The organism is Streptomyces sp. NBC_01264 (assembly GCF_026340675.1).
GTDB lineage: Bacteria > Actinomycetota > Actinomycetes > Streptomycetales > Streptomycetaceae > Streptomyces.
The window spans coordinates 47126-60101 of the sequence record NZ_JAPEOX010000003.1; the positions used below are offsets into that span (position 1 = coordinate 47126).

A 12976-nucleotide genomic window follows, 5' to 3' on the forward strand; every position below is an offset into this window, starting at 1 on the left:
CATGACTCCGTCCCCCGAAACCGCCGACGGCGGCCCCGAGACCGACGCCAAGGTCGAAGCCGAAGCCTCCGAGCCCGGATCTCCCGCCTGGTGGCAGGCCCGCTACGCCGCAAGGGACCGGCGCCGGCCCCGCCAGGGCGGGCTGACACTCGACCGGATCACCGCGGCCGCGCTCGAACTGGCCGACCGCGAGGGTCTGGAGGCACTCACGATGCGCCGGCTCGGCGAGCACCTCGAGGTCCGCCACACCTCCCTCTACCGGCACGTCGCGAGCCGTGAGGAGCTGCTGATCGCGACGGTCGACCAGATGCTTGGCGAGATCAGGCTGCCCGGTCCCGGCGGGGACTGGCGGGCCGGACTGGAAGACGGAGCCCGGGAGTTCCGCCGGGTCCTCGCGGCGCACCCGGCGGTCGTACCCCTGCTGACCACTGGTCAGTTGCTGGGGCCCAACGCCCTGCGGGCCCGCGAGCACGCCCTCGCCCACCTCCTCGCGCACGGGTGGGCCCCGCAGTCCGCCGTCCAGGTCTACTTCACGGTCACGCACTTCGTGATCGGCGCCGCCGTGCTCGACTCCGGCGGCGCGGCCCGCACGGCTGGCCAGCGTGCCGCGATGGCCGATCTGTTCGCTTCCCTCTCGCCCCGCACCCACCCAGTCGTCCACCAGCACGCCGAGCTACTCAACTCCCTTGACTCAGAGGCCGAGTTCGAGTTCGGGCTGCGGGCACTGCTGTTTGGACTGGGCCGACTGAACTCCGAGGAGGCACCGCGATGACCGGCGAACGCGTCCTGCCGCCGCTGCGCGGCTGGGCTGAGGGCGGCGGCTTGCTGCGGATCGATACCCACTCGGTCTTCGTACGGCAGGACGGGCCCGAGGGCGGCGCGCCAGTCACCCTCGTGCACGGATTCCCCACCTCTTCCCACGACTGGGCCGCCGTCGTCCCGGCGCTGGCGGCGGCCGGGTTGCGGGTCACCACGCTGGACCTGCTCGGCTTCGGGGAGAGCGACAAGCCCCGGCGCCACCGCTATTCGGTGCTTTACCAGGCTTCGCTGGTCGAGGAGGTCTGGCGGCGGTGCGCAATCGGTAGCACCGCGCTGGTCGCGCACGACTACGGGGTGAGCGTCGGCCAGGAGCTGCTGGCCCGTGACCCGGCCCGGATCACGCGCATGGCCTGGCTCAACGGGGGCCTCTACCCCGATCTGCACCGGCCCGTACCGGTACAGCGCCTGCTGCACGGACCGCTGGGGCCGCTGCTGGCTCTCTTCACCACGGAGCGGCAGTTCGCCGCGACCCTGCGCTCCGTACTGGGGCGGTCGGTTCACGAGGAGGACGTCCACGATCTGTGGGCGGCCGCCTCCCGCGACGGCGGTCACCACCTCGCCCCGCGCCTGCTGCGCTACATCGACGAGCGCCGCATGCACGCCGCGCGCTGGACCGCGGCACTGGAGGGCTACGCCGGGCCCGCCCTGTTCGTGTGGGGGCCGGCCGACCCGATCAGCGGGGGACACGTACTCACCCGGATCCGGGAGCGCATTCCGCAGGCCCGTGTCGTGGAGCTCGCCGGGCCACGTGCCGTCGGGCACTACCCGCAGCTGGAGGATCCCGAGGCGGTCGCCACAGCCCTCACCGGGTTCCTGGCGCCCTGAGCTTGACGTTTAACCTGGCAGGTCACCCGACTTGCTGATCTGCGGTTCTTCCCCGGACAGCGGGGGCGGCCGTTCTCCACCCTTCGAGATGTCGAGTCACGAAGCACGAGAGAACGGCCGCTGCTCAAGAGTTTCCCTGCCGCCCCGTCCTCAATCGAGGTGTTGGACATCTTGTCAGCGACGGGAACGCTCGGGTCCACGGGAGAGTGATGTCGCTGAGTTTCGAGAACACCTCGGTGCTTGCTTCGGGACCATGGTTGTGCTCTGAACGGCGAGGGGGCCCGGGTGCTGCCGAAGGGTGCTGTCACGTTGTCGGTGGTGTGAGCTCTGGGGGCTGTCACGTTGTCGGGGTGGGGTGGGGTGATCTTCGGGTTGCCTGTTCGGGGAGGGGACCGTCGTGTCGTCTGCGGTGCCGTCGTACGCGAATCACCGCTACCCGGTGGAGATCATTTCGCACTGCGTGTGGCTGTACTTCCGTTTCCCGCTCAGCTTCCGCGAGGTCGAGGAGCTCATGCTGGAGCGGGGCGTGTTCGTCTCCTACAAGACTGTGCGCCGCTGGTGCCTGAAATTCGGCCAGGCCTATGCCAACGCGCTGCGCCGACGACGCCCGCAACCCGGCGACAAATGGCATCTCGACGAGGTCTTCGTCAAGATCAACGGGGTGCAGAAGTACTTGTGGCGGGCCGTCGACCAGGACGGCAACGTCCTCGACATCCTGGTCCAAAACCGGCGTGACAAGGCCGCGGCCAGGCGCTTCTTCCGCCGGCTCCTGACCACCACCAGGCGGGTGCCCCGGGTGATCGTCACCGACAAGCTCCGTTCCTACGGGGCTGCGCACCGTGAGGTGATGCCCTCAGTGGAACACCGCTCGCACAAGGGCTTGAACAACCCGGCCGAGAACTCCCACCAGCCCACCCGGCAACGGGCACGCGCGATGAAGGGCTTCCGCACGGTCGGCGCAGCGCAACGGTTCCTGTCCGCGTTCACCGGAATCTCACCCCACTTCCGCCCCCACCGCCACCTCATGACCGCCAGCTGCCACCGCTTCGAAATGAGCCTCCGCTTCACCATCTGGAACCACATCACCGGCAGCACCGGCCTGCCCGCCACGGCCTGAACCACAGCCCCCACCGGACCTCGCACACCCTGACGCACCATCAAACGATCATGGGCGTGACAAGGTGACAATGCCCGCGGTACCCGTCACCCACCTCCTGCACGAGATCAAGGAACTCGGTTGCACCGGAAGCGCGAACCTCCTGGCCCGCTACATCACCCAGGGCCGCGTCGAAGCCGACCACGCCACCCTCTCCCCGCGCCGCGTCACCCGACTCCTGATCACCAACCCCACCCACCTGCGAGAAGAACAACGGATACTGCGGGACCAGCTCACCGCGGCCTGCCCGGAAATGACCGCCCTCGCCGCCGCCGTGCGTGACTTCACCACGATGCTCACCCCGGCACCCGACAACACCGCGGCGCTGACCGGCTGGATCACCCGAGTCCGGGCAGAGAACCTGCCCTTCCTCCACTCCTACGCCACCGGACTCCAACGCGACCGCGCAGCCGTCGACGCCGCTGTGACCCTGCCCTGGCACAACGGCCGCACCGAAGGCGTCAACAACAAGATCAAGCTGATCAAGCGCCAGACCTACGGCCGCGCCGGACACCGCCTCCTACGACAACGCATCCTGCTCAGCTGACCTCAGCCCCTACAACGATCAACGCCTACGAAAATCTTGTAAGAGCCAAATCGCTGACACGCCCCCGCCGACAACGTGACAACGCCGTGTGGGGTTGTCGGTCTCGAGTCCGGTCTGTGGGGTCGTTCTACACTCCCGCGGGTGAGACTCGCGACGTTTAATATCCTGCATGGTCGGCCGGTCAGCGCTGGTCAGCCGGTTTGGCCTGGTGTTTCCGCGCGTGGGCTGCTCGCCGACGCTGTCGAATCTCTGGGCGTCGATGTCCTGGTGCTACAGGAAGTCGATCGGTTCCAGGAGCGTTCTGGCCGAGTTGACCAGGCAGCTGCTGCGGCGGCGGGCATGGGCGCGGGCGACTGGCGGTATGCGTCAGCATTGCATGGCGTCCCGGTACCAGGCCGGGGGTGGGCACTCGACCCGGAAGTCCCTGGTCTACGCGTGTATGGCCCGGGGGATGCTGCGGCTCGGGGCGGCGGCTCTTCGCATGGCCTTGCCTTGCTCTGCCGGCTCCCGGTACGTAGATGGTATGCGCGGCAGCTGGCGCCGGTGAGCGTGCGGATGCCGCTGCGTGTGGCGGGGCGGCCCGGTCTGGCCTGGGCGCAGGATCGGCCGCGCGCCGCACTGGCCGCTGTGGTGGAGGGGGAATACGGCCTGTTCACGGTGGTGGCGGTGCATCTGTCCTTTGTTCCCGGCTGGAACGCGGTCCAGCTTGCAGGGATCCGCCGCTGGGTATCTGTCCTGCCGGGACCGCACATCGTGGCGGGCGACTTCAACATGGTGGGACCGCTTCCCCGGCTGGTGCTAGCCGCGACCACGCGGATGGACCATCCGACCCGCCGCGGGACGAGCGGCTGCAGCGCCTGGCGGGACCTGGGTGGCGAGCCCACCTATCCGTCCCATCGTCCGCGGGTGCGGTTCGACCGTATTCTGACGGCCGGGATTTCCTCGGGTGCGGTGCGCGGTATGAGCTCACCGTCCATGCCGTTCTCGGACCACAAGCCGCTCGTGACCGAGCTGGCCTGGTGATCTGGCCAGCTCGGGTGCTGCTCCAGCGGAACGAGGACGCGATTTTGATGCAGCTCCTTTCGAGGGACAGGCTGAGCTGGGCATTTGTCGGTTCGGCTCGACTGCCGGTCGTGGAGATCCTTTCGGAAGGCCTTGTCACGTTGCCGGCTGCATGATCGTGTGATGGTGTGTCAGGTTGTGGTGGGGCCGGGGCGGGGCTGTGGTTCAGGCCGTGGCGGGCATGCCGGCGGCTCCGGTGATGTGGTTCCAGATGGTGAAACGGACGGTCATCTCGAAGCGGTACCGGCCGGCGGTCATCAGGTGGCGGTGGGGCCGGAAGTGGGGTGAGACCCGGTGAACGCGGCCAGGAACCGCTGCGCGCCTCCGACGCTGCAGAACCCCTTCATCGCGCGTTCCTGCTGGCGCGTGGGCTGGTGGGAGTTCTCCGCCCGGTTGTTCAACCCCTTGTGCGCACGGTGCTCCACCGAGGGCATCACCTCCCGGTGCGCCGCCTCGTACGACTTCAGCTTGTCCGTGACGGCCACCCGGGGTACCTGCCCGGTCGTGGTGAGGAACCGGCGGAAGAAACGCCCGGCCGCAGCCTTGTCACGCCGGCTCTGCACCAGGATGTCCAGGACGTTGCCGTCCTGGTCGACGGCCCGCCACAGGTACTTCTGCACCCCGCTGATTTTGACGAACACCTCGTCGAGATGCCATTTGTCACCGGACTTGGGGCGCCTGCGGCGCAGTGCGTTGGCGTAGGTCTGCCCGAACTTCAGGCACCACCGGCGGATGCTCTCGTGGGACACCACGACGCCGCGCTCGAGCATCATCTCCTCCACCTCGCGGTAACTGAGCGGGAAGCGGAAGTACAGCCACACACAGTGCGAAATGATCTCCACCGGGTAGCGACGGTTCGCGTACGACGGCACCACGGACCACACGATCGCCACCTCCCCAGCGGATAACCCGAAGATCATCCCAGACCGCCACCGACAACGTGACAGCACCCGCCGCCGGCATGCCCTCCACGTCCTGAGCAACCAGCCGCCGACGGCTTCCTCACACCCCCAGAGATCACACCACCGACAACGTGACAGCACCCCCGTGACAGTGCCATCGATCGGCTTATCCGATCAGATAAGCCGATCGGTTGATTGTGTGGGCGGGGCTGGGCCAGGACAGTTGCGGCCAAGGTGTCCGGTACCACAACTCAGTCTAAATGGAGACCAGTTGAGGTCTGTTACTGGACTTTCCGGCCGTACTGGGTGCCCCGCAGGGCTACGGACCAGCCTGTATGGGCCCCTGAAAACCCGTTCACTTGCCAGGCCAGGCGGCAGGTCTGGCCGTGGGCGTGACGTATGAGATGGGCCGGCATCCCGGCCTTCCGGGTCGATGACTCGGCGGTGCGCGATATCACCGTCACCCGGGCTCTGTGAACACCGACGTCGGCGACAGCGGCAGTGCTGTCGCCCTACTTTCCAGGAGACTTCGTTGAGAATCCGCAAAGCGACGCTGGCGGCTATCGCCGGTACTGTCCTGTTCGCGACCGTCGGCACGGCCCTGCCTGCTGCGGCAGCCCAGACTCCTCAGTACTGTGCGCTGGTACGGTCCAGCAGCACCTGTGTGGACACTTTCAGGGCCCTTGTGGCCCGGGTGAGCGGCGTCAAGGATGCCCCGCTCACCCCGCCTGCAAGGGGGTCGCGGGCAATGAACGGCCTCCTCGCGCGGATTGATGACTCGTCCGGTGTCGTGTCGGGACTCTTCTTCACCGGCGACGACTGGGCCACCAGCGACGTCCTCGCGGTCATGGAGGGCGGCTGCTCCTCTCCGTCTGGGGGAAACTGGGGTTTTCCTAAGGTCAAGGACTTGAGCACCGTGTTCAGCGGAAAATTCGACAATAGGGTCAAATCTGGCATCGGGTTCAACAACTGTCAGATGACGTTCTTCCAACACCCCGTCTTCCAAGGAGCCTCGGCCACCGCCGAGAACGCGGGCCAGGAACTCGACGTCACTTCCATCCGGGGATTCTACAAGCCGAAGACAATAGCCGAGGGAGTGAAGGCATGCGGTGACGGGACAGCCACATGCACGTTCACCGCTCAGGGCAAGACGCTCGGGAAAGGCCCGGCAACGCTGATAGCCGAGGTCAACAACTGCTCATCGGTCGAACAGCAGCAGAGCATGACCTGGGCCAACACCCAGGAGACCAGCCTGAGCGCGGGTGGCGAAGCCGGTGCCACCGTGAGCGTGGAAGCCGGCCTCGGGGATGCTTTCAAGCTGGGCGCCTCTCTCAGCTTGAAAGCGACATGGGGCAAGACCCTCACTGACTCGGAGACCTATTCCTCAAGCTACTGGCTCAGAATCGCTCCGGGTAAGAAGGGAATGCTCTGGCTTAGCCCGCCCGTAGAGGTGTACAGCGGCACAGCCAGCGTGCAGTTCCGTGACAGCGGATACATCATGGCCGTCCCCTACACCATCACCCAGCCGATCCCCACGCCGGAAGGTCAGGGGGCAACTTTCTCGGACCGTATCCTGACACCTGCCGAACTCGCCTCGCCCATCGAGTGCCCCAGAGGATCCCAGGGACTGCAAGGCGAACTCAACCGCACAAAATAGGGTGCTGTCACGTTGTCGGTGGTGTGATCGTTTGATGGCGCGTCAGGGTGTGCCGAGGTCTTCCGTGGCCCGCTGCTCAGGCCGTGGCGGGCATGTCGGCGGACCCGGTGATGTGGTTCCAGATGGTGAAGCGGACGGTCATCTCGAAGGGTACCGGCCGGCGCTCATCAGCTCGCCTTCGGCGTCGGCCTGGGCGAGCAGGGCGGTGAAGACCTTCTCCCAGGTGCCGTCGGCGGCCCACTTCCGCAGCCGGTTGTGGGCGCCCTTCCACGACCCGAAGTGCTCGGGCAGGTCCATCCACGGCGTGCCCGTGCGGTACTTGAACGCGATCGCGTCGATCACCTGCCGGTGATCACGCCACCGCCCACCCCGCCTCGGCGCCCGATCCGGCAACAACGGCTCAATGCGCGCCCACTGGGCATCAGTCAACGGCACACATCAACCAACGATCCGATGATCCGAAGGAAACGGCCTAGCCGCGCCGGGGCTCGCGGATCACTTTGCCGTCCTTCACGAAGAGCCTCACCCGCTGCTCGTTGAAGTCCATCGTCACCATGCTGCCCTCGGGCACCACATGGACCGTAATCTCCGGGAACTCCGACCCGATGTGCCGGCGGGCCTCCTCCACCGGCTTTCCCGTCAGCTCCGGCCACGCGCTCTTCGCCTCCATCAGCCCCTCCGAGATGGTGATCGCTTCCGGTCCCGCCCGACGCTACAGGCCACCCTCACAAGCCGCTGTCGATACCCGTCACGGCCGGCGGGCCGAGTGGGGCATCGGACTCCGAGAGGCCTGCCTCCTTCAGCGCCGCCGAGACGATCCGCATCGCGTCGAGCTCCGCCTCGTACTTGTCCGGAGCCTCCACCTCGAGCCGGATGGAGAAAGTGCGGTCGTCATTCAGGGTCAGGAGGCGCAGCCCCTCGTTCTCACTGACCTCCGTGTGCCGCGATGCCAACTTCCGCTCCACGACAGGACGCGCGGAATCAGCGACGTCCGACACGAACGTACCCGGGACCGTGATGACGAAGCTGGTCACGGCAACTCCTCACATAGGACGAAACTCCAGTGCCACCCGGCTGCCCCCGATTCTTCCCCATGAACTCGTACCGACGGCGTCGTGGACCGGGCTGCGGGTACGCCGGGTGGCACAACAAACCGCGCATGTGGTTTCATTTGAGTGTGGCTCGCCGTGCGGCTTTCCGCTCGGCAGGGCCTTGCCTTCGGCCCGCCACGACCGGAAACCCGAGCCACGGTTCGCAGGGAGTCATGGACATGCACGCGCACGAGGCACCCGCCGAGGTGCCCCTCGACCTGTTCGACTCCTTACCGAGGAACGACCATCGGTTGAAGGCCGCGGAGTACGTGACCGGGCTGCTCTCCGCGCGCGGGCGCAAGACCCTGCGCAACGTGGCGGAACAGTTGGGCGGGCAGGAGGCGCGCAAGCAGAGCGTCCACCACTTCATCAGCGAGTCCTCCTGGGAGTGGGAACCCGTGCGCCGCGACCTTGCCCGCCATGCGGACGAACTCCTGCGCCCCCGGGGCTGGGTGGTGCGCCCCAGCGTCGTGCCCAAGGCGGGCGGGCACTCGGTCGGTGTGGCGGAGCACTTCGTGCCGCAGCTCGGACGGACCGTCACCGGGCAGCAGTCCTTCGGAGCCTGGCTGGCCTCACCGGCCGCGGGCGTACCGGTGAACTGGCAGCTCACCCTGTCGACCGAGTGGCTGGAGGCCCTCTCCTGGCGGCGGCGTGGCCAGGTCCCGGCGGAGACCCGGGCGCTGAGCCCGGAGGAGAACGCGGGCGACGTCGCCCTGCGCGCCTCGCGCTCCCTGTCCAGGACTCCCCTTCCGGTGGTGCTCGACGCGCCCGGTCTCGATCCGCTGCGCATGGGGCGGCGCTTCGAGCGGGCCGGGATCCCGCTTGTCCAGCGCGTCGAGCAGCGCATACGGCTGCGGGTGGACCCCCTGGTGCTGCCCGGCCACGGCGGTCGGCCCGTCACCGCGTCATGGCTCATCGGCGCGATGCGCCGGCTCTGGCGGCCGCACAGCCGGCTCTCGGCGAGCGGCAGGAACCTGTCGATGGCCGTTCCGGTCACGCTGCCCGAGGCGCTCGACGGCGGCCAGGAGGCGGGCGGACACCGGCTCCTGGTGGCCCAGTGGCCCGCGTCCGACGTGGCCGCGGCCCGGTTGTGGCTGGCGGACGGCCGGATGCGCCATGCCGACGTGCTGCGGCTGACCGGGCTCGCCGAGGTCGTGGACCGCGACGACGGCCTGGTGGCCACGCGGGTGGGGCTACGGGACTTCACCGGCCGGTCGTTCCAGGGCTGGCACCGTCACATCACGCTGGCCTCGGTGGCCCATCTCGCCTGCGTACGGGCGGCCCTGGGGTCCGCCGCACCGCGCCGGGCGGCCACGGGGCCCCGGCTGCTCAGGGCCGGCTGATCCGGCCGCGCCGGCGGGCGGCCGGCCGCCCCGCTTCCCCCTTCACACCGCGGTGCAGCCGAGCCACCTGCCCCGCACCGCACCGCACCACCCGAGACGTTCGCCTTGAAGGAGAGTGCGTCATGCGATTCAACCTCATTGGACCGTTTCAGATCATCGCCGACAACGGTGAGGTCCGACCGGTGGGAACCCCCAAGGTCTCCCAGGTCCTGGCCGTGCTCCTCACCCATGCCAACGATCTCGTGACGCCGGACACCTTCATCCAGGAGCTGTGGCAGCACAGCCCGCCGCGCTCGGCGCTGAACACGGTGCAGACCTACGTGCACCACGCGCGCAGGCTGCTCACGGAGGACGCCCGGGCGGACGCCGAGCACTCCCTGCTGACCACGCGGTTCGGCGGGTACACCATGCAGGTCGACGACTCGGCGATCGACATCAGGGTCTTCGAACGGCTGGTCGCCCGGGGTAAGGACGAGCTCAAGGCGGGCCGGTACGAGGCCGCGGCCGACGCCTTCGGCGCGTCCCTCGACCTGTGGCGCGGTCCGGTGCTCTCCAACGTGCCGACGGGCGACGTCCTCGCCGGCCGGATCGTCCATCTGGAGGAACTGCGGATCAGGGCGCTGGAGTTGCGGATCGAGGCCATGCAGATGCTCGGACGGCTGCGCGAGCTCGTCCCCGAGCTGCGCACGCTCGTGCACAACTACCCGCTCAACGAGTGGTTCCACGGCCAGTTGATCGCCGCCCTGCACCAGGCGGGACGCCGCGCCGAGGCGCTGGACGCCTATCGGAAGGTCCGGCGCATCCTGCGGGAGGAGCTGGGGCTCGAGCCCTCGCCCGACATCCAGTGGCTGCACGAGAGCGTGCTCAGCCCGGCCCGGGTCCCGGCTGCCCCCGCCCTCGTGCCGGGCGGGGGTGTGGTCGTACCCCTGTGGGAGTCGGCGCGCACGGGCTGAGCACGGGGGTGAGCACGAGCGTGGGCGCCGGTCGGCCCCGGGAGGGGACCGGGCGGGCTCAGCCCGCGCCGACGACCGCGGACTCGGCGCGCCAGGCCGGAAGGTCGTCGTGGAGGTGCGCGGCCCTGGCGGCCGAGATCTCGAGGCGGGGCAGGACGGTGGGGGTCGCGATCGCGGGCAGCAGGAGCTCGAGGAGCAGAGCGACCTCGTCGGCCAGGCCGTAGGTGCCGGGAAGTCCCTCGGTCACCACCCGGACGCCGGTCCAGGTGCTCACGATCATGCGGGCGGTGTCCGCCTCGTTGACGTGGGGAAGGACCTCTCCCCGTTCCTTGGCGTCCCTGAGGAATCCGACGAGCAGCTCGACCCAGTCCGGCCAGGCGGTGCCGAACTGCCCGCGCGACTGGGGGTCGACCGCGATCCGCAGGGCCGCGCTGAGCATCGGCTCACGAGGCAGCCGGTAGGCCAGCAGCAGCAGGGTGTCGACCATCTCCTGGAGCTTGAGCTCCTGCGGGCGGACGCCGTCCGTGGTCACGGCGGCGGCGAGTACGGCGCGCGCCAGATCCCCCTTGGAGGGGAAGTGGAAGTACAGGGCTCCCTTGGTCACATCCGCCCGCTCCAGGATCTCGGCGATGGTCGTCGACTCGTAGCCGCGCTCGTCGAACGTCTCGGCAGCGGCCTCCAGGATGCACCGCCGGGTACGGATAGCACGTTCCTGCTGCGCCACAGGCCACCTCTCAGTACTTGTCTTCTAAAAACTGTTCCTTGAAAAGGACCGCTCAGCCGGTATCTTATCTCGTGCCGGAACCCGGCGCCTCAATCCAGGCCTGACCCAGGGGGGATCATGCCCAAAGCCTTACTCTCCGATCGCAGACGGCACACGAAGGCCGTCCATCGGATCGGTGCGTCCGTCCAGAACGTCCCCCAGGAGTACGTGCATCTGCACGACGCGGAGGCCGTCCTGCTCACGAAGTGGTCCTCGCTGGGGTCGGACCGCTACGCCCTGAGCGCGCACTGGCCCGAGACCGGGGTCTACGGCGGCTCCGTCCCACTGCTCCTCACCCAGACGGTCCGTCAGGGTGCACTGCTCATAGGGCACTCCGAGTTAGAGGTCCCGCTGTCCCATCAGACGCTCATGGAGCTGATGGACTTCAGCGTTTCCAGCGATTTTTACGATCCGAATAACAAACCGGGCAACCTGTTCATTTTAGTGACGGTCAAACGCAACAGGCCGCGCTCCCTGCGCGTCGAGCAGTCGATCCTGTCCGAGGGACGGCTGGTCGCGGAGGCACGGCTCGACTACAGCTGGATAGCCTCGGCCGCCTACCGCCGGCTGCGCGGCGAGCACACCGAGGTCGCGTGGGAAGAGGTGACCTCCCCCGCTCCGGTACCCGCGCACACGGTCGGGCGCACCCACGAGCGCGAGGTCGTCCTCGCTCCGAGCGACGTGCCGAACCGCTGGCAGCTGCGCACGGACGTGTCGAACCTCGCATTGTACGACCACCGGGTCGACCACGTGCCCGGCCTCGCGCTGATCGAGGCCGCCTACCAGGCCGCGCACGCGGTCACCGCACCGGACTGCCACCCCATCCGGGTGATGAGCACCTTCAACCGCTACGTCGAGTTCGACTCCCCGTGCTGGATCGACGCGATCGTCGTCCCGGCTCCGGACAAGGGCGTCATGCACGTCGAGATCACCGGGGTGCAGAACGGCGAGCGCGCCTTCTCCGTCTCCATGGACTGCGCACGGTAGCGAAGCCGGCGTGGGGGGGGTACGGTCCGCGGGCAGGCGTCGGCCCCCGTTCCGTACCCGCCCGACCGCGCTCAGTGGTTGAGGTAGCCGCCGTCCACCGGCATGACGACACCGGTGACGTACGAGGACCTGTCGCTGAGCAGCCAGGCCGCGGCCTCGGCCACCTCCTCGGGTGCGGCGGTGCGCTTCTGGGAGGTGGCCGCCTCGACCGTCTCCTCCAGACCGGGGTTGCGCGCGAACCAGCCGAGCGTGATCTCGCTGCGGGTCGGACCGGGCGCCACCGCGTTCACGCGGATGCCCCGCAGCGCGTACTCGTCGGCGGCGGCGCGGGTGAGGCCGGCCACCGCGTGCTTGGACGCCACGTACGGGGCCGCGGCGGAGATCGCCACCAGGCCGCCCACGCTGCTGTTGTTGACGATGGCGCCGCCGCCGGCGAGCATCGCGCCGATCTCGGCGCGCAGGCAGTTCCACAGCCCCCGCACGTTGGTGTCGAAGATGCTGTCGTAGACCTCGTCCTCCATCTCGTGGAGGGGGGTCCGGTCCCCGCCGATGCCCGCGTTGTTGAAGGCCCCGTCGAGCCCGCCGAAACGTTCCGTCGCATGCGCGACCGCCCGCCGTACGTCGTCGGCGCGGGTCACGTCGCAGACCATCGACGAGGCCCGGAACCCCTTGTCGTTCAGCTCCGCCGTGAGGGCGGTCAGCCGCTCCTCCCGGCGCGCGGCCAGGACCACCGACGCGCCTTCCCTGGCGAAGACGGACGCGGCCGCCGCCCCTATGCCACTGCTCGCCCCCGTGATCAGGACGACCTTGCCCTGAAGTAACCCACCCTTATCCACATCCACCATGGCGCCGATGCTGCCACGTTCCGCCG

14 protein-coding genes and 1 pseudogene are annotated in these 12976 nt (G+C 68.5%); 9 read left to right on the forward strand and 6 right to left on the reverse strand.

Annotated elements, in window-relative coordinates; translation table 11 throughout:
* The first annotated feature begins 1 nt into the window (after position 1).
* The 5 genes from OG435_RS44160 to OG435_RS44180 all read left to right on the forward strand — a co-directional run bounded on the left by OG435_RS44160 (position 2) and on the right by OG435_RS44180 (position 4370).
* Positions 2 to 772 (forward strand): TetR/AcrR family transcriptional regulator C-terminal domain-containing protein, encoded by a 771-nt coding sequence (locus OG435_RS44160; RefSeq protein WP_266886693.1) that lies wholly within the window; start codon positions 2 to 4, stop codon positions 770 to 772.
* A complete protein-coding gene (locus tag OG435_RS44165; protein WP_266886695.1) occupies positions 769 to 1644 on the forward strand; it encodes an alpha/beta fold hydrolase in 876 nt (291 codons plus the stop codon). Before OG435_RS44160 ends, OG435_RS44165 begins: the two co-directional genes overlap by 4 nt.
* A 397-nt stretch (positions 1645 to 2041) precedes the next feature.
* Entirely contained in the window at positions 2042 to 2761 is a 720-nt protein-coding gene (locus OG435_RS44170) for an IS6 family transposase (RefSeq protein WP_266886697.1), read from the forward strand.
* A 70-nt stretch (positions 2762 to 2831) separates the two neighbouring features.
* Entirely contained in the window at positions 2832 to 3347 is a 516-nt protein-coding gene (locus OG435_RS44175; protein WP_266886699.1) for a transposase, read from the forward strand.
* 141 nt (positions 3348 to 3488) lie between these two features.
* Entirely contained in the window at positions 3489 to 4370 is an 882-nt protein-coding gene (locus OG435_RS44180; protein WP_266886701.1) for an endonuclease/exonuclease/phosphatase family protein, read from the forward strand.
* Between the two features lie 332 nt (positions 4371 to 4702).
* Here the strand turns inward: OG435_RS44180 and OG435_RS44185 are convergent.
* Positions 4703 to 5329, reverse strand: a pseudogene (locus tag OG435_RS44185) (IS6 family transposase); the annotation flags it as partial.
* Between the two features lie 514 nt (positions 5330 to 5843).
* Here OG435_RS44185 and OG435_RS44190 point away from each other — a divergent pair.
* Positions 5844 to 6968, forward strand: coding sequence for a hypothetical protein (locus OG435_RS44190; protein ID WP_266886703.1), 1125 nt, complete (start codon positions 5844 to 5846; stop codon positions 6966 to 6968).
* 138 nt (positions 6969 to 7106) lie between these two features.
* On the opposite strand, the gene OG435_RS44195 is transcribed toward OG435_RS44190, so the two are convergent.
* From OG435_RS44195 to OG435_RS44205, 3 genes are read right to left on the reverse strand one after another with little or no spacing between them, the layout of a single operon-like run.
* Entirely contained in the window at positions 7107 to 7403 is a 297-nt protein-coding gene (locus OG435_RS44195; protein ID WP_266886705.1) for a transposase, read from the reverse strand.
* 37 nt (positions 7404 to 7440) lie between these two features.
* On the reverse strand, positions 7441 to 7638 hold the full coding sequence (locus OG435_RS44200; protein WP_266886707.1) for a serine protease inhibitor: 198 nt from the start codon (positions 7636 to 7638) through the stop codon (positions 7441 to 7443).
* 55 nt (positions 7639 to 7693) lie between these two features.
* The gene (locus OG435_RS44205) at positions 7694 to 8002 is read right to left on the reverse strand and encodes a hypothetical protein (RefSeq protein ID WP_266886709.1); all 309 of its coding nucleotides are present in this window, start codon (positions 8000 to 8002) and stop codon (positions 7694 to 7696) included.
* Between the two features lie 236 nt (positions 8003 to 8238).
* Between OG435_RS44205 and OG435_RS44210 the strand changes: the two genes are divergently transcribed.
* On the forward strand, positions 8239 to 9402 hold the full coding sequence (locus OG435_RS44210) for an IS701 family transposase (RefSeq protein ID WP_266886711.1): 1164 nt from the start codon (positions 8239 to 8241) through the stop codon (positions 9400 to 9402).
* A gap of 122 nt (positions 9403 to 9524) precedes the next feature.
* Complete coding sequence (locus OG435_RS44215) at positions 9525 to 10355, forward strand: AfsR/SARP family transcriptional regulator (protein WP_266886713.1); 831 nt, start codon at positions 9525 to 9527, stop codon at positions 10353 to 10355.
* Between the two features lie 58 nt (positions 10356 to 10413).
* Here the strand turns inward: OG435_RS44215 and OG435_RS44220 are convergent, their stop codons facing one another.
* A complete protein-coding gene (locus OG435_RS44220; protein WP_266886715.1) occupies positions 10414 to 11079 on the reverse strand; it encodes a ScbR family autoregulator-binding transcription factor in 666 nt (221 codons plus the stop codon).
* A 117-nt stretch (positions 11080 to 11196) separates the two neighbouring features.
* On the opposite strand from OG435_RS44220, the gene OG435_RS44225 reads away from it, so the two are divergent.
* The gene (locus OG435_RS44225; protein ID WP_266886717.1) at positions 11197 to 12105 is read left to right on the forward strand and encodes a ScbA/BarX family gamma-butyrolactone biosynthesis protein; all 909 of its coding nucleotides are present in this window, start codon (positions 11197 to 11199) and stop codon (positions 12103 to 12105) included.
* Between the two features lie 71 nt (positions 12106 to 12176).
* Here OG435_RS44225 and OG435_RS44230 read toward each other — a convergent pair whose 3' ends face one another.
* Complete coding sequence (locus OG435_RS44230; RefSeq protein WP_266886719.1) at positions 12177 to 12950, reverse strand: SDR family NAD(P)-dependent oxidoreductase; 774 nt, start codon at positions 12948 to 12950, stop codon at positions 12177 to 12179.
* Positions 12951 to 12976 lie beyond the last annotated feature (26 nt).